29 protein-coding genes are annotated in these 25068 nt (G+C 67.8%); 10 read left to right on the top strand and 19 right to left on the bottom strand.

Annotation, left to right across the window (positions count from 1 at the left end; translation table 11 throughout):
• Positions 1-9: 9 nt before the first annotated feature.
• From ACZF5Y_RS01485 to ACZF5Y_RS01475, 3 genes are read right to left on the bottom strand one after another with little or no spacing between them, the layout of a single operon-like run.
• Complete coding sequence (locus ACZF5Y_RS01485; protein WP_497534058.1) at positions 10-720, bottom strand: hypothetical protein; 711 nt, start codon at positions 718-720, stop codon at positions 10-12.
• On the bottom strand, positions 717-1631 hold the full coding sequence (locus tag ACZF5Y_RS01480) for an ABC transporter ATP-binding protein (RefSeq protein ID WP_497534057.1): 915 nt from the start codon (positions 1629-1631) through the stop codon (positions 717-719). The genes ACZF5Y_RS01485 and ACZF5Y_RS01480 overlap by 4 nt, the downstream gene beginning before the upstream one ends.
• A complete protein-coding gene (locus tag ACZF5Y_RS01475) occupies positions 1628-1987 on the bottom strand; it encodes a GntR family transcriptional regulator (protein ID WP_053351239.1) in 360 nt (119 codons plus the stop codon). Before ACZF5Y_RS01475 ends, ACZF5Y_RS01480 begins: the two co-directional genes overlap by 4 nt.
• 210 nt (positions 1988-2197) lie before the next feature.
• Between ACZF5Y_RS01475 and ACZF5Y_RS01470 the strand changes: the two genes are divergently transcribed.
• Positions 2198-3016, top strand: coding sequence for a siderophore-interacting protein (locus ACZF5Y_RS01470; RefSeq protein WP_497534055.1), 819 nt, complete (start codon positions 2198-2200; stop codon positions 3014-3016).
• A gap of 281 nt (positions 3017-3297) precedes the next feature.
• Here the strand turns inward: ACZF5Y_RS01470 and ACZF5Y_RS01465 are convergent, their stop codons facing one another.
• The 5 genes from ACZF5Y_RS01465 to ACZF5Y_RS01445 all read right to left on the bottom strand — a co-directional run bounded on the left by ACZF5Y_RS01465 (position 3298) and on the right by ACZF5Y_RS01445 (position 9001).
• Entirely contained in the window at positions 3298-3936 is a 639-nt protein-coding gene (locus tag ACZF5Y_RS01465) for a response regulator (protein ID WP_497534054.1), read from the bottom strand.
• Positions 3930-5261, bottom strand: a complete 1332-nt coding sequence (locus tag ACZF5Y_RS01460; protein WP_497534052.1) for a sensor histidine kinase — start codon at positions 5259-5261, stop codon at positions 3930-3932. The genes ACZF5Y_RS01465 and ACZF5Y_RS01460 overlap by 7 nt, the downstream gene beginning before the upstream one ends.
• Positions 5262-5435: 174 nt before the next feature.
• A complete protein-coding gene (locus tag ACZF5Y_RS01455; protein ID WP_497534051.1) occupies positions 5436-6338 on the bottom strand; it encodes an ABC transporter permease in 903 nt (300 codons plus the stop codon).
• Positions 6335-7219, bottom strand: coding sequence for an ABC transporter ATP-binding protein (locus tag ACZF5Y_RS01450; RefSeq protein WP_497534050.1), 885 nt, complete (start codon positions 7217-7219; stop codon positions 6335-6337). The genes ACZF5Y_RS01455 and ACZF5Y_RS01450 overlap by 4 nt, the downstream gene beginning before the upstream one ends.
• Positions 7220-7333: 114 nt before the next feature.
• Positions 7334-9001 carry a hypothetical protein gene (locus ACZF5Y_RS01445; RefSeq protein WP_497534049.1) on the bottom strand — a complete coding sequence of 556 codons (1668 nt, stop codon included), beginning with the start codon at positions 8999-9001 and terminating at the stop codon, positions 7334-7336.
• A gap of 119 nt (positions 9002-9120) precedes the next feature.
• Here ACZF5Y_RS01445 and ACZF5Y_RS01440 point away from each other — a divergent pair, with 119 nt between their 5' ends.
• A complete protein-coding gene (locus tag ACZF5Y_RS01440; protein ID WP_497534048.1) occupies positions 9121-10197 on the top strand; it encodes a threonine aldolase family protein in 1077 nt (358 codons plus the stop codon).
• 139 nt (positions 10198-10336) lie between these two features.
• Entirely contained in the window at positions 10337-10822 is a 486-nt protein-coding gene (locus ACZF5Y_RS01435) for a hypothetical protein (RefSeq protein ID WP_497534047.1), read from the top strand.
• A 160-nt stretch (positions 10823-10982) separates the two neighbouring features.
• Here ACZF5Y_RS01435 and codB read toward each other — a convergent pair whose 3' ends face one another.
• The 5 genes from codB to ACZF5Y_RS01410 all read right to left on the bottom strand — a co-directional run bounded on the left by codB (position 10983) and on the right by ACZF5Y_RS01410 (position 16253).
• Entirely contained in the window at positions 10983-12305 is a 1323-nt protein-coding gene (gene codB / locus ACZF5Y_RS01430; RefSeq protein WP_497534046.1) for a cytosine permease, read from the bottom strand.
• The gene (locus ACZF5Y_RS01425) at positions 12302-12838 is read right to left on the bottom strand and encodes a nucleoside deaminase (protein ID WP_497534045.1); all 537 of its coding nucleotides are present in this window, start codon (positions 12836-12838) and stop codon (positions 12302-12304) included. The genes codB and ACZF5Y_RS01425 overlap by 4 nt, the downstream gene beginning before the upstream one ends.
• 195 nt (positions 12839-13033) lie before the next feature.
• A complete protein-coding gene (locus ACZF5Y_RS01420; RefSeq protein ID WP_497534044.1) occupies positions 13034-14581 on the bottom strand; it encodes a tripartite tricarboxylate transporter permease in 1548 nt (515 codons plus the stop codon).
• A 2-nt stretch (positions 14582-14583) separates the two neighbouring features.
• Positions 14584-15255: a tripartite tricarboxylate transporter TctB family protein gene (locus ACZF5Y_RS01415; RefSeq protein ID WP_497534043.1), complete on the bottom strand. Its 672-nt coding sequence runs from the start codon at positions 15253-15255 to the stop codon at positions 14584-14586.
• On the bottom strand, positions 15252-16253 hold the full coding sequence (locus ACZF5Y_RS01410) for a tripartite tricarboxylate transporter substrate binding protein (RefSeq protein WP_497534042.1): 1002 nt from the start codon (positions 16251-16253) through the stop codon (positions 15252-15254). Before ACZF5Y_RS01410 ends, ACZF5Y_RS01415 begins: the two co-directional genes overlap by 4 nt.
• A 140-nt stretch (positions 16254-16393) precedes the next feature.
• On the opposite strand from ACZF5Y_RS01410, the gene ACZF5Y_RS01405 reads away from it, so the two are divergent.
• Genes ACZF5Y_RS01405 through ACZF5Y_RS01395 form a run of 3 tightly spaced genes read left to right on the top strand, consistent with a single transcriptional unit; the run spans position 16394 to position 19082 of the window.
• The gene (locus tag ACZF5Y_RS01405; RefSeq protein ID WP_497534040.1) at positions 16394-17047 is read left to right on the top strand and encodes an MBL fold metallo-hydrolase; all 654 of its coding nucleotides are present in this window, start codon (positions 16394-16396) and stop codon (positions 17045-17047) included.
• Positions 17044-18339, top strand: coding sequence for a sensor histidine kinase (locus tag ACZF5Y_RS01400; RefSeq protein WP_497534039.1), 1296 nt, complete (start codon positions 17044-17046; stop codon positions 18337-18339). The genes ACZF5Y_RS01405 and ACZF5Y_RS01400 overlap by 4 nt, the downstream gene beginning before the upstream one ends.
• Positions 18336-19082 (top strand): response regulator, encoded by a 747-nt coding sequence (locus ACZF5Y_RS01395; RefSeq protein WP_497534038.1) that lies wholly within the window; start codon positions 18336-18338, stop codon positions 19080-19082. The genes ACZF5Y_RS01400 and ACZF5Y_RS01395 overlap by 4 nt, the downstream gene beginning before the upstream one ends.
• A 43-nt stretch (positions 19083-19125) precedes the next feature.
• Here the strand turns inward: ACZF5Y_RS01395 and lysE are convergent, their stop codons facing one another.
• A complete protein-coding gene (lysE, locus tag ACZF5Y_RS01390) occupies positions 19126-19740 on the bottom strand; it encodes an L-lysine exporter (RefSeq protein WP_497534037.1) in 615 nt (204 codons plus the stop codon).
• A 90-nt stretch (positions 19741-19830) separates the two neighbouring features.
• Here lysE and ACZF5Y_RS01385 point away from each other — a divergent pair, with 90 nt between their 5' ends.
• The 4 genes from ACZF5Y_RS01385 to ACZF5Y_RS01370 all read left to right on the top strand — a co-directional run bounded on the left by ACZF5Y_RS01385 (position 19831) and on the right by ACZF5Y_RS01370 (position 22428).
• Positions 19831-19977 carry a LysR family transcriptional regulator gene (locus ACZF5Y_RS01385; protein WP_497534035.1) on the top strand — a complete coding sequence of 49 codons (147 nt, stop codon included), beginning with the start codon at positions 19831-19833 and terminating at the stop codon, positions 19975-19977.
• Positions 19950-20753 carry an ArgP/LysG family DNA-binding transcriptional regulator gene (locus ACZF5Y_RS01380; protein ID WP_497534034.1) on the top strand — a complete coding sequence of 268 codons (804 nt, stop codon included), beginning with the start codon at positions 19950-19952 and terminating at the stop codon, positions 20751-20753. Before ACZF5Y_RS01385 ends, ACZF5Y_RS01380 begins: the two co-directional genes overlap by 28 nt.
• A gap of 20 nt (positions 20754-20773) precedes the next feature.
• The gene (locus tag ACZF5Y_RS01375) at positions 20774-21766 is read left to right on the top strand and encodes an AEC family transporter (protein WP_497534032.1); all 993 of its coding nucleotides are present in this window, start codon (positions 20774-20776) and stop codon (positions 21764-21766) included.
• A gap of 86 nt (positions 21767-21852) precedes the next feature.
• A complete protein-coding gene (locus tag ACZF5Y_RS01370) occupies positions 21853-22428 on the top strand; it encodes a nitroreductase family protein (protein WP_497534030.1) in 576 nt (191 codons plus the stop codon).
• A gap of 20 nt (positions 22429-22448) precedes the next feature.
• Here ACZF5Y_RS01370 and ACZF5Y_RS01365 read toward each other — a convergent pair whose 3' ends face one another.
• From ACZF5Y_RS01365 to ACZF5Y_RS01345, 5 genes are all read right to left on the bottom strand, one after another.
• Complete coding sequence (locus ACZF5Y_RS01365) at positions 22449-22868, bottom strand: hypothetical protein (protein ID WP_053351221.1); 420 nt, start codon at positions 22866-22868, stop codon at positions 22449-22451.
• A 4-nt stretch (positions 22869-22872) separates the two neighbouring features.
• On the bottom strand, positions 22873-23664 hold the full coding sequence (locus ACZF5Y_RS01360) for a uroporphyrinogen-III synthase (RefSeq protein ID WP_497534029.1): 792 nt from the start codon (positions 23662-23664) through the stop codon (positions 22873-22875).
• 195 nt (positions 23665-23859) lie between these two features.
• The gene (locus ACZF5Y_RS01355; RefSeq protein ID WP_497534027.1) at positions 23860-24120 is read right to left on the bottom strand and encodes a DUF3618 domain-containing protein; all 261 of its coding nucleotides are present in this window, start codon (positions 24118-24120) and stop codon (positions 23860-23862) included.
• Positions 24117-24590 (bottom strand): phage holin family protein, encoded by a 474-nt coding sequence (locus tag ACZF5Y_RS01350; protein WP_497534025.1) that lies wholly within the window; start codon positions 24588-24590, stop codon positions 24117-24119. The genes ACZF5Y_RS01355 and ACZF5Y_RS01350 overlap by 4 nt, the downstream gene beginning before the upstream one ends.
• On the bottom strand, positions 24587-24985 hold the full coding sequence (locus ACZF5Y_RS01345) for a YtxH domain-containing protein (RefSeq protein ID WP_497534024.1): 399 nt from the start codon (positions 24983-24985) through the stop codon (positions 24587-24589). Before ACZF5Y_RS01345 ends, ACZF5Y_RS01350 begins: the two co-directional genes overlap by 4 nt.
• Positions 24986-25068: the final 83 nt, after the last annotated feature.

Genomic DNA, 25068 nt, shown 5'->3' with positions numbered 1-25068 from the left:
GCCGTTCGCTCAGCGCACGGCAGCTCGCCGCATGGCGAACCAGGTGACGGCGAGCGCCGCGACGATCACGGCGATCGCTCCGACGGCGAGCCCGCCGCGAGTGATGCCGGCGATCAGCTCGGGCAGTTGGGGCGCGAGCAGCAACAGCAGCACCGCCAGTACGAGGCCGAGACTCGCCCCGACAATCGCGGGCCCCTTCGCGCCGAAGCGCACCCAGATCGCTCCGAAGAAGCCGCCGATCGTCAGGCAGAACCACACGCCCAAGAACGCGGTTGCGCCGAGCACCCACGGGTTTCCGGCACCCACCGCGTAGGTGTCGAGCACGTACACCGACGCGAACCAGTGCCCCGTGGCGAGTTCGATACCGAGTAGCACCACGAGCAGCACCGCGATGTAGAGCGACTGCAGCAGATTCGCGAGCGCCGTGCCGAGAATGAAGTTGCGCCGCGTCGTACCGAGCGCCAGTGCAAACGGGTAGGTGGTCGCTACGGCCTGAACGCCGTAGTAGATGAGGAAGCCGGGCAGCGACCAGACGATTCCGCTGTTCCAGCGCGCACCCTCGATGTAGTCGGCGGTGTTGGTCGCACCGCCCGCGCGCTGAATGGCGAGCGCGATGATGACCGAGACGACCATCACGAGCGCGAGAATCACGACGGGGACTCCGATGAAGCTCCCGAGCTTGTTGGTGTGGAGCCTCGTGACTTTCACGATGCGGATCATGCTGCGCTCCGTTCTGTGTGCAGTTCGGCCGGGGCGTCCGTCGCGGTGTCACCGAGGCCGTACGCGGCGACAAGATCTTGCAGTGAGACGGAGCTGAGTTCGAGGCCGCCCGCGGCGGCGCGATGGTCAGCTGTGAGGCTCTCATCGACGACCGCGGTCGCGAGACCGCCGATGCGTCGCCGCGACAGCACCGGACGCCCGACGAGGAAGGCGTCGACCTCGCTCGACTTGCCAGCGACCTGGAAGGCACTCCCCCGCATTTCATCGACGTCGTCGTGCCGCACGACGCGGCCCTGGTCGATCACGATGACCCGCTCGAGCAGTCGGTCCATTTCGTCGATCAGGTGCGTCGACAGCACGATGGTGCGCGGATGCTCCGCGTAGTCGTGCAGCAGCTCGTCATAGAAGATCGCGCGGGCGGTCGCGTCGAGCCCGAGGTACGGCTCGTCGAAGAACGTAATCGGTGAGCGTGAAGCCAGACCGAGCACGATGCCGAGCGCCGAGAGCTGACCGCGCGAGAACTTCTTGATCACCGGTTTCTCGGGGATGCGGAATGCCTCGATCAGGCGGTCGGCCGTGGCCTGCTCCCAATTGGGGTACGAAAAGCGCGCCGCGCGAATGCCCTGCTTGAGCGTGTAATCGTCGGGATAGCGCTGATTGTCGCGCACGAAGCACATCTGCTCGATCGTCTCGGCGCGTTCGAACGGGTCGTGCCCGCCGACGGAGACGCTGCCCGAGCTCGGGCGATCCTGCGCGGTGATCAGCGACATGAGCGTGGTCTTGCCCGCGCCGTTGCGGCCGAGCAGCCCGGTGATGGTGTTGGCGTGAATCTGCACCGTGACGTCGTCGAGCGCGGTGCCGCCGCGGTACCTGCGCGTCAGGCCGCGGGTGTCGATGGCGATCTGGTTCATTGTTCCGTTTCCTGTTCGATCAGTCGGATCACGTCGGTGGGGCCGAGGCCGAGTGCTGCGGCTTCGGTGAGCAGTGGGCGCACGAAGCGTTCGGCGAGCCCCTCCTGCCGTTCAGCGGCGATACGGGCGCGAGCGCCCGGCGACACGAACATGCCGATGCCGCGTCGTTTGTACAGAATCTCCTCGTCGACGAGACGGCCAAGCGCCTTGCCCGCCGTGGCGGGGTTGATGCGCATGTGCGCGGCCAGTTCGTTCGTCGAGGGAACCTGTTCGTCTTCGTCGTAGGTGCCCCGCAAGATGTCGTCGGCGAGGCGGTCGGCGAGCTGGAGGAAGATCGGTCGATTGTCGTCGAACACTCCTCACCTCGTTTCGATCGGGGCTGTTGCGACGTCGGGCCCGACATCGCAACCTCCTTGGTTAGTTACTTCACTAATGAACCTAAGCACCGCGCATCAGATTGTCAAGCACCCTTGCGAAGTATTCATCTGATGAACTAGCGTGGGGGTGCCTCGGCGCGTGTGCAGCGCGCCCGGGCGCCAACGCTTCCCGCACGACGAAGGACCCGCATGCCCGCCAGCAACATCGCCGTCGCCCACGCCGACACCGGACTCGTCACAGCCGAGGTCGTGCGGGCTGATCGCATTTCGCCGAACTTCGTGCGGCTGACGGTCGCCGGTGATGAGCTGGCCCGGTGGCGCGACCTCGGCTTCGATCAGTGGTTCCGCCTCGCGATCCCCGTCGCCGGCGACGCCACGCGCTTCGATCGCATGGCCGACAAGTTCGACATGCGGGGGTACCTGAAGTTCCTCACCCTCCCGAAGGCCACGCGTCCCGAGATCCGCAACTATACGGTGCGCGAGTTCCGCGCCGATGCGCGCGAGATGGACATCGACTTCGTCGTGCACGAATCCGATGACCCCTCGCACGCAGGCGTCGCCGCACCCTGGGCCGCGTCACTGCCCGTCGGCGCGCGCGTCGCCCTCATCGACCAGGGCTGCGGGTACCGCACCGTTGAGAACGCCGACCGCGTCGTGCTCGTCGGCGACGAGAGCGCTCTTCCAGCGGTGCTCGGCATTCTGCGCGATCTGCCGCGAGACGCAGTCGGGCACGCCATCATCGAGGTGCCGAGCGATGAGGATCGCCAGCCCATCGAGTCCCCCAGCCGCGTCTCGGTGCAGTGGCTCGTGCGCGAGCACGGCGCGCGGCCCGGCGCAGCGGCGCTCGACGCACTGCGGGCGCTGCCTGCCGAGGCAACCGAGGGCACGGTGTCGGCGTTCGTCGCCGGAGAGCAGCAGCTCGCCACTGGCGGGCGCCGCTTCCTCGTCGGCGAGCGCGGCGTCGCCAAGCAGGCCATCGACTTCTGCGGGTACTGGCGCGATCGCTGAAGCTCGGTCAGCACGCGTCCCCGCATCCCTCACGCCGCATGCGGTGACCCCAAGCGAACCCGCCTGTGAACGACAGTGGCGTAATTCTCCACAGGGGTGTGGATAACTGTGGATAACTTGGTGGAGAAGCGCCGGTGATCATGCCCGAGATCCGCATGATGACGCGCTTCTCATGGCATGGCTCCCGGTGAATTACACTCGTGCAATTATCCACAGTGCGGCGTGCGCGACCGGGGAGAATGTGGGGACAACCGGGCGCTCGCATCCGTTCGCACGACGCTTCAGATCAAGCGGAGCTCCATCGCCCGAGTGACCGCTCGCGTCCGATCCGAAACGCCGAGCTTCTCGTATATCCGCAGCAGATGGGTCTTGACCGTGGACTCGCCGATGAACAATCGGCCTGCGATCGACGGGTTGCTGAGCCCCCCAGCGACGAGGCGCAGAATCTCGGTTTCGCGCGGAGTCAACCGAATCGAGGCACCCGCGTCGCCCGGCACCCCACCCGACGCGCGCAGCACGAGTTGTGCGGCGATCGACGGCGCCAAAACGGTCTGCCCCGCGGCAACCGCGCGCACCCCGGCGGCGAGCTCCTCGGCGGGTGCCGCCTTCACCAGGTAGCCGTTCGCGCCGGCCTCGATCGCGGCCAGAATCTGATCGTCTTCCTCGTACGTCGTGAATACCAGCACCCGCGGCGGTGCATCAGCGAGACGCACCAGACGACGCGTCGCCTCCACCCCTCCCATACCTGGCATTCGCAGGTCCATCAGCACGACGTCGGGCGCAGCTGCAGCGACCAGCGCGAGTGCCTCTTCACCCGACGAGGCTTCGCCCACGACGACGAAATCTGGCTCCGTAGCGAGCAGCCCTGAGATCCCCGACCGCACAATGGGGTGATCGTCGACGACCAGTATTCTCACCATTGCTGCGCCTCCCGTGATTCACGCGTTTCCGATGCCGGTGCGAGCGTGGTGCTCGACTCCGCGTCAACGCCAACGCCGGCGCCAACGCCGGCGCCAGCGATCGGCAGCCGCGCCTCGAGACGAGCCCCGCGTCTCGGACCCGCTCCGAAGCGCACGGATCCTCCCGCGCCGCGGAAGCGATCGGAAAGCCCCGTCAGACCATAGCCGCCGATGTCCGCGCCCTCCGTGCTCTCGGCAGCCGGACCGACACCGTCGTCGTCGACTCGCAGCACCGCGTCCGTACCAATGCACACCAGGGTGACCTGCACCGAGGCCGCCCGGGCATGTTTGCGGGCATTCGCGAGCCCCTCCTGTGCGGCGCGCAGCAGCATCACCTGTTGCTCACGGTCGAGAGCGACGCCGCGCGGCATCGAGTACTCGCACTGCACCTGCAGATCGGTGTCGGCGCGCAACCGCGCTGCGGTGCGTTCAAGAGCCGCCTCCAGCCCCCCGTCGCCCAGCGGCTGCGTTGTTGCGACCAACGCACGCGCCTCCTGCAGTGAATCCCGCGCCGCCGAGCGGACGCGGTCAAGCCGATCCCTGGCCGCGGCTGCGTCGCCGGCGGCGAGCGCCCGGTCCGCCTGTTCGCTGAGCATGACCAGCCCGGTGAGCGTCTGCGTGAGGGTATCGTGCAGGTCGCGCGAGAGCCGCTCGCGCTCCGCGGCCGCGCCCGCAGCCTCCGAGAGCGATGCGACCTCACGCTGCGAATGACGCAAAGCCTCCGCCACCTCGCGGTGCCGCTCCCCCGCAGCGAAGATGCGCGTGATCCACGTGCCCATTGCCACCGCGAAGACGAATGAGATCGCCTGCACCGCGACCGCTGCTCCGATGCTGCTCCCGGCATCGACCGCGAGGCCGAAGCCCACGAAGCCGAACCCGAGCAGCACTGCCAGCACCGCGCACCACAGCACCGCCGCACGGTAACTCCGCGCGATGGTCCAGATGATCGGGTAGCCGATCGCCTGCAGTGTCGCGTATGACGGCACGATTGCCGTTGCAATGCCCATCAGCACGACGAGCCCGACGAGAAACACGGTGTCGCCGGCGCTCGCCGGCGCATCGCGGATCGCCCGGCGCAGCGCAGAGCGGCCGACCGCGGTGTACCAGACGGCGATCGCGACCAGGGCACCGAACGTCAGGAGGATTTCGGTCGCCGTGAGCTGCGACGCAGGCGACAGCGACAGCACTCCGGCGCCCGCCATCGCGGCGAGCGTCGCGGCCATCCCCGCATCCCACCACCGCAGCGGATGCGCCTCTGCGCTCATGCGGGCCTCCGGAACTGTCATGCGCTCACTCTCTCACGACCTCCGCTCACCCCTCGCTCCGCTCCGTGTGCTGCCGCCGTGTGCGGCACCAGCGCCGGTCGCGAATGCTCACGACCTCCGCTCACCCCTCGCTCCGCTCCGTGGGCTGCCACCGTGTGCGGCACCAGCGCCGGTCGCGAATGCTCACGCATCCGCTCACGACCTCCGCTGCCACCTGAACGTGACGAGGCTCAGCACGAGACCGACCACCAGCCAGATACCCAGATTCAGTGCGACGAGGCCCAAATCCCACGATTCGCCGAGTTCCTGCAGCTTGAAGTGATCCGGCAAGAACACGGATCGCATGCCCTGCGCCAACCACTTCAGCGGGAACAGACCGGCTACCTGTTGCAACCAATCGGGCAGCATCGAGAACTGCAGGTACACCCCCGAGATGAACTGCAGCAGCAGCACGATCGGCAGAATCACCGCGGTTGCGCTGCGCGACGAGCGCGGCAGGGCCGACAGTGCGACGCCGAGGAGGGCCATGGCGATGATCCCGAGCCCGAACAGCCAGGCGAATCGCAGCCACAGTTCGGGCTCGGTGGGCAGCTCGACCTGGAAAGCGACGACCGCGAACGCGGCGAGCAGCGCGAATTGCGCCAGTGCGGTGACGAGGATCATGCCGATCTTGCCGATGAAGTAGCTCACGGGTGAGAGCGGGGTGCCCCCGAGTCTGCGCAACCAGCCGTCGCTGCGCTCGCGCGCGATGTCGGTCGCGAGGTTCTGCACACCGATGAGCAGCAGCCCCGCGGCGGCCATGCCCGGCAGGTAGTACGCCGCCATCGTCACGCCGCCCGTGCCATCGGGCAGGGTGCCGACGTCGCCCGCCGATTGGAACGCCACCCCGAAGATGCCGAGCATGACGAGCGGAAACAGGAAGGTGAAAAATACGGCGTCGGGAGTGCGGAAGTAGCCGCGCAGCTCGAAACCGATATTGGCGAAGCCGGCGCGCAGGATCCCGGGGCCCCGGCCTCCGGCCGCCGAGGGGGTGCCCGTGTCGCGGCCTGAATGAGCCGCGTGGTGAGCGCCCTGCGCCGTTGCATCGTTCGTGCTCATCGTTCCGCTCCGTTCGCGCCGATCAGTTCCAGATAGATGTCTTCGAGCGCCGGCCGGCGCACTTCAAGCTCTGCGGGGCCCGTCTCGACTCCGATCTCACGTGCTTCGCGCACGAGCCGCTCGACGAGCACCCCCGGCACCGACGTGCGCTCTTCGTGGCGCACCCCCGCGGCATCCCGCCACGTCACAATCGGCGTGCGTGCATCTGCCCCGCCGAGCTGATCGGGACTCGCCTCGGCCACGATGCGCCCACCCGCCAGCACGCCCACGCGATCCGCCAAATACTCGGCCTCGTCGAGGTAGTGCGTGGTGAGCAGCACCGCGGCGCCCTCCACCGTCAGGCCCTCGAGCATCGCCCAGAACTGGCGCCGCGCCTCGGGGTCGAAGCCCGTCGTCGGCTCGTCGAGGAAGACGAGTTCGGGCCGCCCGACGATGCCGAGTGCCACATCGAGGCGCCGTTGCTGACCGCCCGACAGTTTCGTCGCCCGCGTTTTTGCGTGTTCGGTGAGCCCCACAAGATCGAGCACCTCATCGACGCCCCGCGGATTCGGGTACAGTGCCGCGAAATGCGTGATGAGCTCGCGCGGCGTGTACGGCCCCAGATCGCCCGTCGACTGGGCGACGATGCCGATCCGCGACCGCCAACTGCGCGGCGCTCCGAGCGGGTGTTCGCCGAGCACCCGGACGTCGCCCTGGGTTGCCTTGCGCACCCCCTCGAGCACCTCGATGGTGGTGCTCTTGCCCGCGCCGTTCGGGCCGAGCAGTGCGTACGTCTCGCCGCGCGCAATGTCGAGGTCGACGCCGTCGAGCACGACGCGGTCTCCGTAGTGCTTCGTGAGGCCGCGCACGCTGACGGCGGCGGATCCGGTTCTCTCGTTCATGCTTCCAGCGTGCCGCGCGCAGGCGAGTCGCGGAACAACTGACCGGGTGAATCCGGGGTCCACCGATCGGTGGACAGTGCGGCGCGTGCGCCTGCGGACTGCCGCACCCCGCGACTACACCACGTTCCCAAGCCAGGTCAGCAGGAGGAATACCGCACCGTAGACCCCGATGAGGATCGCGCCGGCGCCGATCCCGAGCCGCAGCCTGCGCCCGCCCGCGCCGACGACCCCACCGCGGCCCCGAGATCTGCCCGAGCTGACCGCGGCCTCGCCGGTGCTCTCGTCTGCAGCGTCTTCTGCACCCTGCAGCCGCGCCTGGGCGACGTCCACCCGATCGTCGCGCCACCGCTCCCACTGCACGATCCGCGCCTGCAGCGCCTGAAGCGCGCGAGCGAGGTATGCCCAATCTGCGGGATCGCGCGTCACCAGCGTTCCCCGCGACCGGAGCACCAGGCGGTTCTCAATGAGTTCGACGTCGAAACCGCGCACATCGTCGACCAACCAGGCCATCACGTCAGGGGTGAACAGGTACAGCGCGTCGCGCTCATATCCTTGCGGGCAGTAGAGCTCGAACGAGCGATCGAAATCGCCCTCGAGCGAGAGCCGCTGCGAGCGCGCGGGGGCAGTCGCAGCCGCAAACGCGGGCGCACGGTGATGGGTGGAGTGCAGCCAGAGGTGCGGCAGCTCCGTGGCGAGTTCGATCTCGCAGAGGGCCCCGAAGTGCGTGGTGTGAACTCCCGCTGCGCGCTGTGCCTCGGCCGAGGATGTGTGACCTCGGCGGGGCCCCTCGCTGTTGGCGATCACCACGCCGCGTTGCCGCTCCGGTGCGCGCAGCACCCGGGTGAGCAGGTCGATTCCGCGCCCGTCGACTGGGCCCGGAACGTAGTCGAATCCGTTCTCCGCGGCGAACCGGGCGAATCGCAAATGATCGGCGATCGAGGTCATGCGCGCACGCGTCGCCCCGCTCCACCAGATCAGCACGATCCAGGCGAGCACCATCAACGACAAGATTGCCGTCATCGCGAGCAGCTCGCCCACCATGTCGTCGTGACGCTCGCGCACCTCCTGCGCCATCCCGTAGAGCAGCGCGAAGATTCCGAGCGGCATGACGACCACCACGAAGGTGACGTAGGCGAGACGTGCTCCGAGCCCGACCTCCTGGGTGCGCGGTGCAGCGGCGCGGAACTCCCGCTGCTCGGCGCGCGTTACTGACGCGTTCAGCGGACGCACATCGAACCAGACGCCGTCGCGATCGCCCACCGCATCAACGCCGGCCCAGTCGCGTGCGAGCGCCGAGCGCTTGATGCCGGTGGATCGCTCCCGCAGCTCGGCGATCCGCGCTCCGATATCAGCGGCCGGCAGCATCACGAGGGGCACCGCCCACATCGGATATCCCGCGAAGCTCCAGCACAGCAGCAGCGCCAGCACGGTCGGCACGCCCGCGACCACGAACCCTCGCGCCCACTTCGCCGCGGGCCGGGCGCGATACAGCACAAAACCCAGTACCGCGCCGAACACCGCGAAGAACACGACGGAGCCGCCACCGGCCGGCCACGCCGCACCCGACAATCCGATCAGGATCGCCCACTGCACCACATCTGCGCACCATCCCGGCAGTCCGCGTCGGGCGACCACCTGCCCGGCGAGCGACCCGCGAAAGAACCGGAGGCGATCCGGCGCTACTCGCAATGCGGACGCCACGCTCGTGTCAACATCTGCTTGCGGTCGCGTCAGACTCACGTGGTTTGGCGGCTGAGCGTGCTCGGCTGACTCGTGCTGCATTGCTCCCACACTACCTACGCGGATGCCGCGCCCGGGCCCGCGCATGCGTGCGCAGCTCAGCCTGCCCCAGCACCTCAGCCCCCACCCGCACCACAGCCCCCGAGTCGTAGGCTGGCCCCATGAGCCAGCACGCCGCCGCAGCCACCGAATCCACAGACTCCGAGGCGTCACGCGCCTTCGCCTCCGACAACTGGTCGGGGGCGCACCCCGAGGTGATCGAGGCGATTGCGCGGGCGAACGCTGGTCACGTGGCGGCCTACGGCGGAGACCCGTACACGGCCCGCTTCCACGAGGTCGCGCGGCAGCACTTCGGTGCCGATGCCGAGGCATTTCCGGTGTTCAACGGCACGGGCGCGAACGTGCTCGCGCTTCAGGCGGCATTGCCCCGTTGGGGTGCCGTGATCTGCGCGCGCACTGCCCATATCAACACGGATGAGGCCGGCGCCCCCGAGAAGACCGGCGGGTTGAAGCTCTTCGGCGTCGACACCCCCGACGGCAAGCTCACCCCCGAGCTCGTCGCGCGTGAGGCCTGGGGCTACGGCAGCGAGCACCGGTCGCAGCCGCTCGCCGTCTCGATCTCGCAGGTCACCGAGCTCGGCACGGTCTACACGGCCGACGAGATCCGCGCGCTCGCCGATCAGGCACACGAGCTCGGCATGGTGCTGCACGTCGACGGATCGCGCCTCGCCAACGCCGCCGCACACCTGGGCACGACGCTCGGCGCACTCACCACCGAAGCCGGCGTCGACCTGCTCAGCCTCGGCGGCACGAAGAACGGCCTGCTCGGAGCCGAGGCCATCGTCGTGCTGCGCCCAGGTGCAGCCTCAGGCATCCCGTTTTTGCGCAAGATCGACCTGCAGCTCGCCTCGAAGATGCGGTTCATCTCCGCACAGTTGGTCGCACTGTACGAGGGCGACTTGTGGCTGCGGTCGGCGTCGCGCGCGAACGAGCTGGCGCAGCGCCTCGCGGCGGGCGTGCGTGCACTCGAGGGCACCTTGCCCGGGCTCCGGATCACCCAGCCTGTCGAATCCAACGCCGTATTCGCAGAGCTCCCCGCCGAGGTCGCCGCCCGCGCCCAGTCGCAGTTCGCGTTCGGGGCGTGGCCGACGCAGCCGGGGCTCTACCGTCTCATGTGCGCGTTCGACACGACCGAGGCCGATGTCGACGCGCTGCTCGCCGCCCTCGCGGGCGCGTAGCCTTCCCTGCCTGCCACTAAGAAGGATTGCATCCAAAATTCTATTTCGACACACCAATTAATTTCCACACTGCAATACAACGGCTGAATTACCGTTCACGGCGGGAAGTTCCCGTTATGCAGCAAAGGAAATCATCATCGTGCACAGCTTCTGGGGCGACCTCCCCACTTGGGTAACGACGCTCGCCGTCCTCTTCGCAGCGGCTCAATTGAGACAATCTCGCATCGCAAGCAAGAAGGAAAGCGAACGAGAAGCTCGGGCCCAAGCAGACGGCGTTTGGGCATGGGCAGGATCATGCCGCACGGAGGATGGAAAAGCCAGTGCTTACGGTGTCGTGATCACCAACTCCTCACCAGCACCCATACGCAATGTGCGTGTCAGCCTGCATCTACATGGCAATGCTCTCGAGACTGAACTCATTCGCGTACTTCCGCCCGGCGAGTACTTTGTGGAGCGGAAAGGGTCGAGCTGGGTATATCCGATGACTTTGGAAGAGTACGGTGCAACAATTCGCCCGTACGCCCAGACCGAGCGCTACATGGTGCACTCGACCGAATTCGTCGATGCCGTGGGAACGAATTGGAACTATCTTTCCGATAGTGGCCTGCAAAGGAGGCCACGGTAGCTTGAGCCGTTCAAAATTCATCGTGTAGACCCAGCCTCAGAACTTGGGGAGGTCTGAGGCCGCCGCTTCGGTGAGAGATTCGGCTTCGGTGAGCCCGAATCGCTCTCACTCACCAACCGAAGCCGAATCTCTCACCGAGCACGCGGCACAGCAGCGCCGCCTACCCGATGCGGCGGGGCGACAGTCGCGCCAGACCGACCGACAGAATCAGCGCCGCGACGACGCCGATGATCGGCGGGATGCCGATACCGAATTCGCCCGCGACCCACGCGAGTGCGCACGACACCGCGTACACGCCGAGGTTGACCCAGTTCGCGCGCGGCAGTGCTTCGCGCTGCGGCATCTGGCTCGAGCGCCAGCGCGCGAGGTAGTCGCCGATGATGACACCGCCGAGCGGCGGAATGAACGTGCCGAGCAGCCCGAGGTACTGCGGCAGGTGCTCGTTCACCCCGAAGAGCGCGAGCACGGTGCCGATGATCGACCCGATGATGACGAAGCGCGTCTTGCTGGGCTTCGAGAACAGCTCGGCGCCGGCAACGCCGAAAGAGTATGCCGCATCGGCGTTCGACTTCCAGAGGTTGCCGAAAAGCAGGAAGAGCCCCCAGCCGACGAGCCCGAGATTGAACAGCACGAGCACGAAGTCGCCCTCGCCGAACGTGATGGCGCCGATCGCGCCGAAGAAGATCATGAGGCCGTTGCCGATGAGGAAGCCGATGATGCACGCGAGCACGGCTTGGCGGCCCGAGCGCCCGAAGCGGGTCCAGTTCGGGGCCTGCGTGCCCGCGGAGACGAAGGTGCCGACGACCGCGGTTACGGCGACTGCGATCGGCATGGAGGCGTCGGGCTGCACGGCGGCGAGGCCGGCCCACCCGCCCACTTCTTCGAGCGAGCGGAACATCACCCAGAACGCCAGAATCAAGATGAGCGGCGTCGAGATGAGCGACACCCAGTACATGCCGCGGTAGCCGTACACGGCGGTGGCGCACATGAGCGCGCTGACCACGATCATCACGGCGGCCTTCGCGGCGAAGCTCTCCCAGCCGAACGCCTGAGCGGTGAGTTCGCCGATGGTGCCGATGACGACGCCGTACCAACCGATCTGCGTGCCCCCGAGCAGGATCGAAGCGAGCTTCGCGCCCCGCGTGCCGAGCGTGTAGCGCGCCATGACCACGGTCGTGAGCCCGGTGCGGGCGCCGATCCACCCGAGCACCGCGACGTACGCGCCGAGCACGGTGGACCCGAGCAGGATGACGATGAACAGATCGTTCAGCGCGAACGACTGCCCGAGCGCCGCACCCGCGAGCATGGTCGGTGTGAAGATGGTGAAGCCGAGCAGCACGACGACGAGCGAGAAGAACCCCTTGCGCGCGTGCAGCGGCACGGGCGTGACCGGGTAATCGCGGTCGACAACGGCTTCAGCCGCGTGCGCTTCGGCAGTCGCGGGCGCCGGCTCGGCGATGCGCTCAGTGCGCTCCCCGCTCATCGGCCGCCCTCGGAGTCGATCGCATCGGTGCTCGCAGCGGCGGCGCCGCCCGCGAGCTCACTCGTCTCGACCCCGATGTCTTCTGCCCACACCTCGGGGCGCTCGCTCATCATCCGCTCCATGAGCCCGATGCAGGTCGCATCGTCGGCGATCACGAGCTCGGTGCCGTTGCTGGCGAGCCACGACTCGGACGCTTCGAAGCTGCGGTTCTCACCGATCACGATGCGCGGGATGTCGTACAGCATGGCCGTGCCCGCGCACATCGTGCAGGGCGACAGCGTCGTGTAGAGCGTGCACTCGCGGTAGACGCTCGCCGGCAGGCGCCCGGCGTTCTCGAGGCAGTCGGTTTCGCCGTGACGGATCACGCTGCCCATCTGCACGCGGCGATTGCGGCCGACGGCCAGCACCTCGTCGCCGTCTGCCCCGTGCCGCACGAGCGCGGCACCGATGGGCACCCCGCCCTCGTCCCAACCGATCTGCGCCTGTTCGATGGCGAGGTCGAGATATGTGCGGTCTTGAGCAGAAATTGGCATACCTGCAATCCTATGGGCGGCCACCGACACCAAGCGTCGCCGATCAATTGCTGCAGCGCTTCAGATCACGTCGGGTGACGATAGCCGCACTACTCCAAGTCGCGGAGATTCAGGAAATCGCGGACCGTTCTGCAGAATACGGTCCGCGATTTCCTGAATCTCCGCTACCTGGGCCAAGGTGACCCCAGCAAGCGCCTACGCCTCGACAGCTTCCCGCTCAGCCGCCAAAGCAGCCGCAGCCGCCTTCGCCCGACGCCGACCCACGATCCGCCCGCGCACCGCGAACACCAGCACGGCGAGCAGCAGCGCGTACAGCGTGAGGGCGATCGGCCCCTGCACCAGCACGGAGAAGTCGCCGTTGGCGCTCATCGCCGCGTCGCGCAGGCTGGTCTCGGCGAGCGGCCCGAGCACCATGCCAATGATGAGCGGCGCAAGCGGGAAGTCGAGCGCGCGCATCAAGAATCCGACGATGCCGATGCCGAGCAGCATAATGAGGTCGAAGACCGAGCCAGAGGTTGCGTAGATGCCGAGCGCGCAGAACAGCGTGATGCCGGCGTACAGGTACGGGCGCGGAATCAGCAGCAGCTTGGCCCACAGCATCGCAAACGGCAGGTTCAAGATGAGCAGCACGATCATCGCGATGAAGAAGCTGGCGAGCAGCACCCACACGAGGTCGGGCGCGCGCTCGAAGAGCAGCGGCCCGGGCTGCAGCCCGTACTGGCGGAAGGCGGCGAGCATGATCGCCGCGGTCGCGGAGATCGGCAGGCCGAGCGCGAGCAGGGCGCCCATTGCCATACCGGTGGTCGAGTTGCCCGCAGCCTCGGGCGCCGCAAGGCCACGGATTGCCCCGGAACCGAAGCGGGGCGACTTGCGGCGCTGATCGAGCCGCTTCTCGAGGCCGTAGGCGAGGAAGGTCGGGATCTCCGAACCGCCGGCCGGCACGACGCCGAAGGGCAGACCGATCGCGGTGCCGCGCAGCCACGCGGGCGCCGCCTCCTTGAATTCGGCCTTCGACAGCCACGGCCGACCCTTGGGCTTGATCATCGACTTGTCACTCATGTGACGCTCGAGACAGGCGACGTAGATGACCTCGCCGAGCGCGAGCACCGCGACGGTCACGGTGACGAGCGAGACGCCGTCGAAGAGGAAGGGCGAGTCGAGGGTGAAGCGCGGCGCCCCAGAGGCCCCGTCGACGCCGATGACCGCGATCCCGAGCCCGATAAACAGGGCGGCGAGGCCCTTGACCGCGTTGTCGGTGACCACCGAGGAGGTCGCGGCGAAGGCGAACACGGCGAGGGCGAAGAACTCGGCCGGCCCGAAGCTCGACGAGAAGTCGGCGAGCGCGGGTGCGAGGAATACGACGAGGATCGACGCGATGAAGCCGCCGATGAACGCGCCGATCGCGGCCGTTGCGAGCGCCTGCGCCGCTTTGCCGTTCAGCGCCATCTTGTGGCCTTCAAACGTCGACGCGATCGCGGAGGCCTGCCCCGGGGTGTTCATGAGGATGCCCATGGTCGAGTCGCCGAAGAGGCCGCCGAAGTAGACGCCCGCGAACATAATGAACGCGGCGGTGGGCTCGAGCGAGAAGGTGACGGGCAGCAGCAGGGCGACCGCCATCGACGAGCCGAGGCCGGGCATGACGCCGACGGCGGTGCCGAGCAGGCAGCCGACGAGCACCCAGACGAGGTTCTGCCAGGTGAGGGCTCCGGCGAAGCCCTCCATGAGAAGCTGCAGTGACTCCATGATCAGAACCCTCCGCCCAGAATGCCCGAAGGCAGCGACATGCCGAGCGCCATGTCGAACGCGATGTAGGCCAGCGAGCTCACGGTGAGGCCGGTGACGAGGCTGGCGATGGGCTTCTGCGATCCGAAGCCGCGCGCCACGCACCAGAAGAGCAACCCGGCGCCGATGATCCACCCGAGCACATCGAGCAGCAGCGCGAACGCGAGAAACGAGCCCACGATCCAGGCGAGGGATCGCCAGTCGAGCTTCACCGCGCGCTGAGGGGCTGCGACACCGTCACCGGCGTCCATCCCCGCGAGACCCTCGGAGACGCCGCCCTCAGCGGTCTCGTGCTCCATGCTGAGCAGCTCGAAGTCGCCGAGATCGCGGGTGGCAGCGGCGCGCTCGGCATCGGCGGTGCGTCGCTGCTTCAGCGCAGACAGCACGAGCAGGATCGCGAAGAGCACGAGGCCGCCCGCGATGATGGCGGGGAAGAAGCGCGGGCCCGGAAAGGCGGTGCCCTCGGGCACGCGCATCGTGAGCATGCCGTACCCCAGGTAGGCCGCGAAGGCCACCAGCAGCGCCGGCATGATGAGCTGTTTCAGCAGTTCCGCGGTGCGACCGTCGCCAGCCCGCAGCCGGATCTCCTCGCCGACGACCGCGGACATCGCGGTCGGGTTGTTCGAAGGCGTCATTGCCCCATCTCCTCGTACAGGCGGGCGATACGGTCGCGTTCCTCGACGAGGAACGCCTCCAGATCGTCGCCGGTGATCACTTGGTCGGTCCAGTGGTAGCGCTCCACCGCTTCGGCCCACTCGTCGGTCGCGAGCGTGTCTTCGACGAGTTCGGTGAGCCCCGCGGTCTCGTCATCGGTGAGGCCCGCGGGTGCCGCGAGCATGCGCCAGTTCGCGAGCGTGATGTCGTATCCCTGCTCGCGCGCGGTCGGGATGTCAATGCCGTCGACGGGCTCTTCGGCGACGATCGCGAGCGCCCGCAGGCGGCCCGACTCGATCTGGTCGATGTTGTCGGGGTAGCCGCCGGTCGCCGCCTTCGCCGTGCCGTTGAGCAGCGCCGCCACGGCCTCGCCGCCGCCGTCCGACGAAATGTAGGTCGTGTCGACGGGGTCTATGCCTGCGGCGAGCGCGAGGTCGGTCACAACGAGCTGATCGAAGGATCCGCCGCCCGTCCACGGAATCGACTTCGGATCGGCCTTCCACGCTTCGACGAGGTCGTCGAGCGTGTCGTAGGGCGAATCGGCGGGTACGACGATCACGTCGTACTCCTCGAACACGACGGCGAGCGAGGTGACGTCGTCGAGGGTCGCTGCCGAGCCGTACTGGATGGTCGCGGCGAGCAGCCCGGTGCCGCCGACGAGCATGGTGTTCGCCTGCCCCTCGAGCAGCGAGAGGTTGCCGAGCGCGATGGTGCCGCCGGCGCCCGGCATATTGACGACCTGCACGTTGGCGCTCAGACCGTTGGCGCGCTGCGCCTGCTGCATCTCGCGCGCGACGGTGTCCCAGCCGCCGCCCGCAGCCGCCGGAGCGATGATGGTGAGCGACGAGTGGATGTCGCTGCCGAGTGCGGCCGAGCTGATCGACCCGAAGGCGGCGACTCCGATGGCCGAGGCGGCGATGGCGCCGCCCACGACGCGGAGCACCGCGCGACGAGTACGTCCTTGCGGTTTCTCTGTCATGTGCTTCCCTTCGCGCGGACTCCGTTGTGCCGCGCCGACTGCACCACGATGCCATCGGGCGCGAGCGTCGAAGCGCGCGACCCGCTTTGTGCTCATAGATGCTCACGCGGGCCAGATGGCGGAGTTGTAGAGTGTGCGCCATGCGCCTCACCAAACATGCCCACGCCACGATCGCGCTCATCGACGGCAGCCACTCGCTGCTGCTGGACCCGGGCACGTTCACCGCCAACGCGGGCGAGCTCATCGCGGCAACTGACGCTGTACTCATCACGCACGACCACCCCGATCACTTCGATCCGGCGACCCTGAAAGCCGCGCTCGTCACCCGCCCCGAGTTGCGCGTCTGGGCACCCGAGAGCGTGGTCGCCGCTCTCGGGTCGCACGGAGGCCAGGTCACGCCGGTCGAGCCCGGCGATCAGTTCGACGCGGGCGGCTTCACCGTCGACGTCGTGGGCGGCGCGCACGCGGTGATCCACCCCGATATTCCGCTCATGAGCAACGTGGGCTATCTCATCTCGAGCGACACCACCGGCGCCGACGCGGTCTACCACCCGGGCGACTCCTACGTCGTGCCCGAGGCGCGCATCGCCACGCTGCTCGCTCCGAGCTCGGGGCCCTGGACGAAGATGGAGCATCTCGTCGATTTCATTCGCGCCGTCGCTCCCCAGCGCACCATCCAGATCCACGACATGATGCTCAGCGACCTCGGCCGCGGCTCGTTCGCGCGCTTCACCCAGCAGCTCACCGGCACAGAGCTGCTCACGCTCGCCGACGGCGAGTCGCTCGACGTGTGAAACGCCCTGCGGTGAAGAGCACGGCGGGATCGCAGGGCGTCTCTGCGCGAAGCGTCTCCCCGCGCTGGGCGACCTCGCGGTGGGCGCGCGTCGTGATCCTCGCTCTGCCGACCCTGCTCGTGCTCGCGGGCGTCGGAGTCACCGCGAGTATCGCGATCTCGGTGCAGGAGACCAGCATTCGCGAGGCGACCGCCGACCGAGTGCGCGATGTGGCGACGAGCCTCGCGCAGCTCGACCAGGTGCGGGGCGTCCTCGACCACACGGGCGACGATCTCACCGCGGCGACCCGCGAACTGCAACCGCTCGCCGACGTCGTCGAGGAGGCAGCAGGAGTCGACTACCTCGTCATCACCGACAACCGTGGGCTGCGCATCACGCACCCGAACCCCGCCATGCGCGGCGGCAAGGTCTCGACGCCACTCGATGAAGTGCTCGACGGCGAGGAGTTTCTCGGCACCCAGGAGGGCACGATCGGCCGCACCCTTCGCGCGAAGGTGCCGGTGCGCGACGAAGCGGGCGACGTGGTCGGGTCGCTCTCGGTCGGCATCCTGGAGTCGCGCATTTCCGCCGATTTCGACGCCGCGCTCCGGCAACTGCTGCCCTGGGCGCTCGGCGCGCTGCTCGTCGGCACCGTCGCCAGCTCCTTGCTCGCCGCGCTGCTCGAGCGGCGATTCCGCCGTCTCGATGCGATCGCGCTCGAAGCCGAGAGCGCCCGTCGCACCGCCGCTGCGCTCCGCGAGCAAACGCATGAGTTCCACACCCGCCTGCACGTCATTCACGGCCTCGTCTCGCACGGCGACACCGCCGACGCACTCGCCTACATCGACCGCACGGCTCCCGTCGATGCGGGCACCACCGGCGCCACGACCGAGCCTCCGCTGCTCCGCGCCACGCTCGATGCGCTGCGCGCCGAGTTGGGGGGCCTCGGTGCGGTGCTCGAAACCGCGCTCGAGGTCGAATCGGATGTCGATGAGGGCGTCGTGCTCGTGCTCGCCAACCTCTGCCGCAATGCCGGCGAGGCCGGCGCCACGCGCGTGCGGTGCGCGCTCATCGAACGCGACGGAGCCTTCCACGGAGAGGTCGCCGACGACGGCCCAGGCATCGGCCCCGCCGCCGCAGACCGGGTGTTCGCGCGCGGGTTCTCATCGAAGCTCGATGCGACCGGCTTCGGGCGCGGCATCGGACTCGACCTCGTGCGCCGCACGATCGCCGACCGGGGTGGCATGATCGAGCTCGGGCGCTCCGACCTCGGCGGCGCCCGTTTCCGGTTCGAGTTGGAGGTGGGCACGTGAGCACTGCCGCACCTCCGCTGCGCGTGCTGATCGTCGACGACGACCCGGGCGCGCGCATGCTGCACAGCCGATATGTCGCCGGCGCTCCGGGGTTCGTGGTGACCGCGACCGTGGGAACGGGTCGCGCCGCGGTGCAGCACGGTCTCCGCGGCGATGTCGATCTGGTGCTGCTCGACATGCGCCTCCCCGACATCAGCGGCATCGAGGTACTGAATCGTCTGCGCACTCTGCACGAGGCGTCGCCCGATGTGCTCGTGATCAGTTCCTCCCGCGATCAGGTCACGGTGCGCCAGGCGCTTGCCGCGCACGTTGTCGGCTACCTCGTGAAACCGTTCACCGAAGAGGCGCTGCAGGCGCGTCTCGCCGCGTACCGCAGCGAGCGACGCACCGATGCCGGGGGCGCGCGGGAACTCGCGCTGGCGCAAGGCGAGATCGATCGACTGCAGTCGACGGGCCGGATCACCCTGCCGTCGCCTGCCGAGATCGACCGAGGTCGCGCAGCGCCGTCCCTGCCCAAGGGAATCTCGGAGGTGACGCTGGAATCCGTGCTGGAGGTGCTCGATCCGGTCACCCCGATCTCCGCGGTCGAGCTCGCGGCCCAGTGCCAGATCTCACGCCCCACCGCGCGGCGCTACCTCGACTATCTGGTCGACATCGGCGCGATCGATTTGGCCCACCGGTACGGCAAGCGTGGTAGGCCCGAAGTGCTGTACCGGCTCGTCCCCGCTCCGCCCGAGGGCTGACGCGGGCGCGGTCCGTGCGCTGCGCGGTCAGTGCGCTGCGCAGTCAGTGCGCGATGCCACCGAAGACGAGGCGTGCGGCGATCACGAGCATCGTCACCGCGACGATCCCGTCGAGAATGCGCCAGGATTTCGGGCTCGCGAAGAACCTGGTCAGCAGGCGGGCCCCGTACCCGAGCAGGAAAAACCAGCACAGGCTCGCAATCGCGCCACCCAGTACGAACCACCAGCGATCCGGATCACCCTGTGCGTTGCCGATGGTGCCCATCAGCACCATCGTGTCGAGATACACGTGCGGGTTCAGCAGCGTGATCGCGAGACACGCGAGCACCGTGCGGCGCAGCGTGGTCGACTCGCCGTCACTCGCGAGCAGTGCCTCGGGGCGCATCGCCCGTCGCGCGGCCGACCACGCGTACCAGAGCAGAAAAGCGACGCCGCCCCAGCGCACGATTTCGAGCAGGATCGGCGCGCGCTGCACAACGAAGCCGATGCCGGCCACGCCCAACGTCTCGAGCACCGCGTCGGCCAGCCCGCAGATGAGCACGACGGGCAGCACGTGCTCGCGCCGAATGCCCTGACGCAGCACGAACGCGTTCTGCGCACCGATCGCCACGATGAGCGAGAGTCCGCTGCCGGCACCGACGAGAAAGGGAATGATCACGCTCCGACGGTAGAGCTCGCCGACGCCTCCGCGCCACTTCAGCGCACCTCAATCTTCTTCAGTTGCATGAGCTGTGCTTAAGGTAGCCGTGTGGACTTCCCGATCGAGCACCTCGAGACCTTCGCCGCCATCATCGACGAGGGAAGCTTCGAGGGTGCCGCACGTCGCCTGCACGTGACCCCTCCGCCATCAGCCAGCGAGTGCGTGCGATGGAGCAGCGCGTCGGCACCGTGCTGATCGCCCGCACCCGCCCGGTCTCGGTCACCCCCTCCGGCGCCGTGGTGCTGCGCGCCGCACGGCAGATGCACCGCATCGCCGCAGATGTTGCGAACGAGCTCGGTCAGCACGGCGCCGACCGCAGTGCCGCGCTCATTCCCATCGTCGTCAACGCCGATTCGCTCGCCACGTGGTTCGTGCCGGCACTCGCGCGCGCCGCGCGCGAAACGGGCGCCACATTCGAGGTGCTGCGCGCCGATGAAACGATCTCCACCGAGCGATTGCGCAGCGGCGGAGCGGTGGCCGCGCTCACCCCCACCGCCGAGGCGGTTCCGGGCTGCACCTCGACTCGTGTCGGCACCGACCACTACCGCGCGGTCGCGAGCCCCGAGTTCGTCGCGACCCACTTCAGTGCGGGCGTCACCGCGCACGCGCTTGCGACGGCTCCCATGCTGGAGTTCGACCGGCACGATGCGTTCCAGCAACGATTCATCCGCCGCGTCACCCGCAGCCGAATTGATCCGCCGAAACACTTCATCCCCTCCTCCGCCGAGTTCGCCCTGGCAATCGAACTCGGTATGGGCTGGGGCATGCTCCCCGAGCTGCAATGCGCCGCAGGTCTCGCCGACGGCAGGCTCGTCGCGCTCGGAGATCGGCCGATCCTCATGCCGCTGTACTGGCAGCGGTGGAAGCTCGATTCCCCGATACTCGACGGCCTCACCCGGGTCGTGCTCGAGGAGGCTGCTACGGCGCTTGACACCGCCACGACGCCACCGCTCGCACCGCCCCTAGGATGAAAGGGGCGGGAGGGAGCTGAATGTTCGGGGTACTGCAGGGGTTCGCGCTCATTCTCGGAGTGATCGGAGCCGGCTACCTCACCGCCTTCTTCGGTGTCGTCAAGGGCGAACAGCGGCGCGTGCTCAACAACGTCGCGTTCTTCGTCGCGACGCCCGCGCTGCTCTTCACCGTGCTGCGCACCAGCGACCCGGCCATCGTGCTCTCACCGGTGATCCTGATCACCACGCTCGCCGCGCTGATCGTGGCCGCGCTGTTCGTCATCTCGTCGCGCCTCTGGTTCAAGCGCGACCTCGCGAGCACGACGCTGGGCGCTGCGGGGTCGGGGTACGTCAACGCCAACAACCTCGGACTCCCGGTCGCCGTGTACATCTTGGGTGACGCCGCCTACGTCGCACCGCTCATTCTCGTGCAGCTGATCTTCTTCGCCCCGACGATTCTCTCGATGCTCGAAACCACGCGCCGAGGTCGGCGCGGCGAGCTGTTCGGCGGAGACGCCACTACTCCTGCCGAACCTCGCGCTCAGAGCGGCGGAGCCCTGCGGGGTGCCGTGGCCGCACTGGGGCGTGCCGCCTCGAACCCGATCATCATCGCGTCCGTGCTGGGCCTGATCTTCGCACTGTTCGGTTGGGGCGTGCCCGACATCGTCTCCGCACCGCTCGAAATGCTCGGCAACGCCGCCATCCCGATGGTGCTCCTGAGTTTCGGCATCTCACTGCGCGGGCAGCGCGCACTGCAGCCCGGCACCGGTCGCGGAGCAGTCTTCGCCGCTTCGGCCCTCAAGCTCGTGCTGATGCCGGTCATCGCCTGGGGGCTCGCGAAGGCCTTCGGGCTCGCCGACCACGAGGTCTTCGTCGCGACCATCATCGCCGCGCTGCCGACCGCCCAAAACATCTACAACTACGCGGCCACGTATCGCCAGGGCGAGACGATGGTCCGCGACATCGTCTTCCTCACGACGTTCGCATCCCTGCCCATCATCGCCGCGATCGCGTGGCTTCTCGGCCCGCACTGAGTGCAACATTTCGAGCTGGGGAATACAGCGTCATGGTCGGGCGTTCTGCTGAGTCGGAAACCATCGCACGACCCAAGGAGCCTCCCGTGAGCCCGCGCACTGCCCAGACCAGCGCCCCCGTCATCGAACACCTCGCCGAGCGCTGGAGCCCCCGCGCGTTCGACGCCACCCACGCCTTCCCCGAGGGAGCTCTTCGCGGCCTGCTCGAGGCGGCCCGCTGGGCACCGAGCGCGAACAACTCGCAGCCCTGGCGATTCATCGTGGCCCGCCGCGGCAGCGAGAACTTCGAGCGCATCACCGAGACCCTCGCCGGCTTCAACCGCCAGTGGGCGGGGAGCGCAGCGGCGTTCATCGTGAACATCGCCGAGACCGCCGATGCCGAGGGCAACGCACGCCCGTGGGCGGAGTACGATCTCGGTCAGGCCGTGGCGCACCTGAGCGTGCAGGCGACCGCTGAGGGTGTGCACGTGCACCAGCTCGGCGGGTTCGATCGCGATGCGATTCGCACGGCATTCGGCCTGGAGGATCGCCAGCTCCCCGTGTCGATCAGCGTCGTCGGCAAGATCGGCTCCGCCGATGACTTGTCAGAGGTGCTCCGCGAGCGCGAGGTCGCTCCGCGCACGCGCATCGATCTCGACGCGCTCGTGCTCGTGCGCGACTGAGACGAAGCTCGGGCTCTGCGTCAGGCGCCGGCGTCGACCGCGGTCGCGCCGCCGTCGAGGCGCAGAGCCTGAATCAATTCGCCGGCGTGCACGGTCGACACGATCACCCGTGAGAAGTGGTCGAATTCGCCGTGCCAACCGTGATCTTCATCGGCCCCTTCGGGCGTCTCAAAGTCGATGACCACGGCCTTACGTCCGCGTCGAGCGAGCACGAAGTCCCGCCCTGTAAAATTACGCCAGGTGCCAGCGGCAAGTGTTCCGGGAAGCGACGCACCGGGTGCACGTACCCCGCGCACCCAGACCCAGGGGTCATCGGTGACGATGGCGGAGGTGATCGCGGTGCGATCGAGTTCGATATCTCGTCGGCGCATCGCCGCGATCTTTTCGGATGCGGTCAGCCGAATGATCACGCGGTCCGGGTGCACCTCGACTCTTGCCATCAGCTCAATCCAACATGTCGCTCTGGTCGATCACCGATTCGACCGTCTCGATCAGTGCGCGCTTCGGGGCGTACACCGGGTGCGACGGATCGTTGGCGTCGGCCGGAAGCCCCAGCGCCGCGGCGGCTTCGAGGGTGTTGACGCCGACGCAGGCGACGATGGTGTTCTCGGGGATGTCCGGGAACTGTGATGCGACCTCTTCGGCGATCTTCGCCGACGCGACGAGCAACGCGTTGATGCGGCCCGACTCGATGTCTTCTCGAATGTGCACCGACGCGGGCACTCCGACCGTGCGGAACGCCAGCACCTGGGTCACGTCGTGGCCGCGTTCGGTGAGGCCTTCGGTGAGCACGGGGACGGCGACGTCCGAGCGCAGGGTGAGCACTTTCAGCACCTCGTCGGTGTTGATCTCGCTCCACTCGTCAAGCAGTGCGTAGGTGCTGTTCTCTTCGCTCGGCGTGCGGGTGATCGGGTACCCCGCGTCCGTGAACGCAACGGCGGTGGCTTCACCGACGATCGCGACTTTCGTGTCGGGGTGAATCACTGCGTTGTGATGCTTGAGCACGTCGGCGACGGTGGAGCTCGTCGCTGTCATCCAGTCGAAGCTTCCTGCCTCGAGATCCTTGAGCGCATCGACCAGCTTGTCTTCTTCGCTCGTATGCGCGAAGTCGACGAGCGGCGCGATCACCGTGTGCGCTCCCCGCTCACGGAGAGCCCTCGAGACCAGATCGCCCCAGGTTCCGCCCCGAGGAACGAGCACCCGAAGACCACTGAGCGGCTTTGCCTCAGCAGACATACACCCCACTCACTCGACACCAATAAAAATGGCCGACACATCAATCTACCGGAGACTGCGGCCTGGCCCTTCACGGAATTCCGTTGACCCTATTCTTACCCTGCCACCGCGATGACGCAAAACGACGGCATCTGCGCAGGCGAACGCAACCGAACTGTGACCTGCAGTGAGAGTGTCTCGCCCGTCCGAGAAGCCTCAGCGAAGCTTCTTCGCGACCACCGAAGCGATACCCCACACGGCAAGGCCGGCGATTGCCGCGGCACCCGCCACTCCCGCGGCGAATGCGAGAGGGTTGCGCCGCTTTTCTGCGGCGATGCGCTGCTTCGCGTCATCAACGGCGTCGTCGACGCGCTGCGCGTAGTTCAATCGCACTTTCAGCTGTGAGAGCGTGTCGTAGAGCTCTGCGCGCGCCTGTGCCGCGTCTGCAACGCCCTGCAGCTTCTCTTCGTGGCTCATCGCCAGTTCCCTTCTTCTCCGACGCGAGGCATGCGCGAGGCGCGGTGCTGCTGCGGCGGTACCGGGGGCTCGGCGTTGATGCGCACCTCGCCCATTGCGGAGATGTCTCCCCCGACGCGATCGAGTGTTTCTTCGGGCACTGGGTTGCCGCGCTTGATCAGCGCGATTCCCGCCAGAATCGCGAGCGCCGCGAGCACGAGTAGACCCGCTGCGACGACGAGCGCTGCGAGCCACCATGGCCACACCAGTGCGAGTGCCGCGATCGCGGCGATGACCAGCGCTTCGAGCATGAAGAAGACGAAGAAGAGCGCGATCACGATGGCACCGGCACCGATGCCGGCCTTCTTGGCTTTCGATACGATCTCGCGTTTGGCGTTCTGGTACTCGACCTGCGCGAGCCCGACGATCTGCTGCGGCAGGCGACTCAGCAGTTCGAACGTGCCGGCTTCATCCCGGCGCTTGCGACTCATGCGCGCGCCTCGTCTGTGGTATCCGTGGCGTCTCCTGCTCCACTGTCACCGCCCAGCGACGTGGCCGTCGCCCCGCGCGGATTCGCGGTGGTTGCGGCGTTCCGATCAGCGGCTGCGGCAGTTCGCGCTGTCGGCGTTGCAGTGTCGGTGCGGCGATCCTGCTGATTCACGAGCGCGGTGAACGCGTTCTTGCCGGCACGAAGCGCAGAGTCCTTGATGTTTTCAACCGTGCCGCGCGTCGCGTCTTTGACGGCGTCGACGCCCTGCTGCACCGGAGCGGTTTGCCATACCTGCTCGGCCCCCCGCTTGATCTGTTCATAACGCTCGCGCCCTGCTCGACTCCCGAGAACATAGCCCACAGCTGCGCCGAGAACGAATGCGATCTTACCCTTCATGATGCCTCCAGTTCGTGGCGGTTCCTGGTCTTCGCCCAGCCTACTCCGGGTCGATGCCCGTTGCATGCGCCTTCGGTTATATA

The organism is Leucobacter sp. WKLB1, from assembly GCF_059696215.1.
Note: the sequence above shows the minus strand (reverse complement) of the source record. Positions and strands in the feature narration are given on the sequence as shown.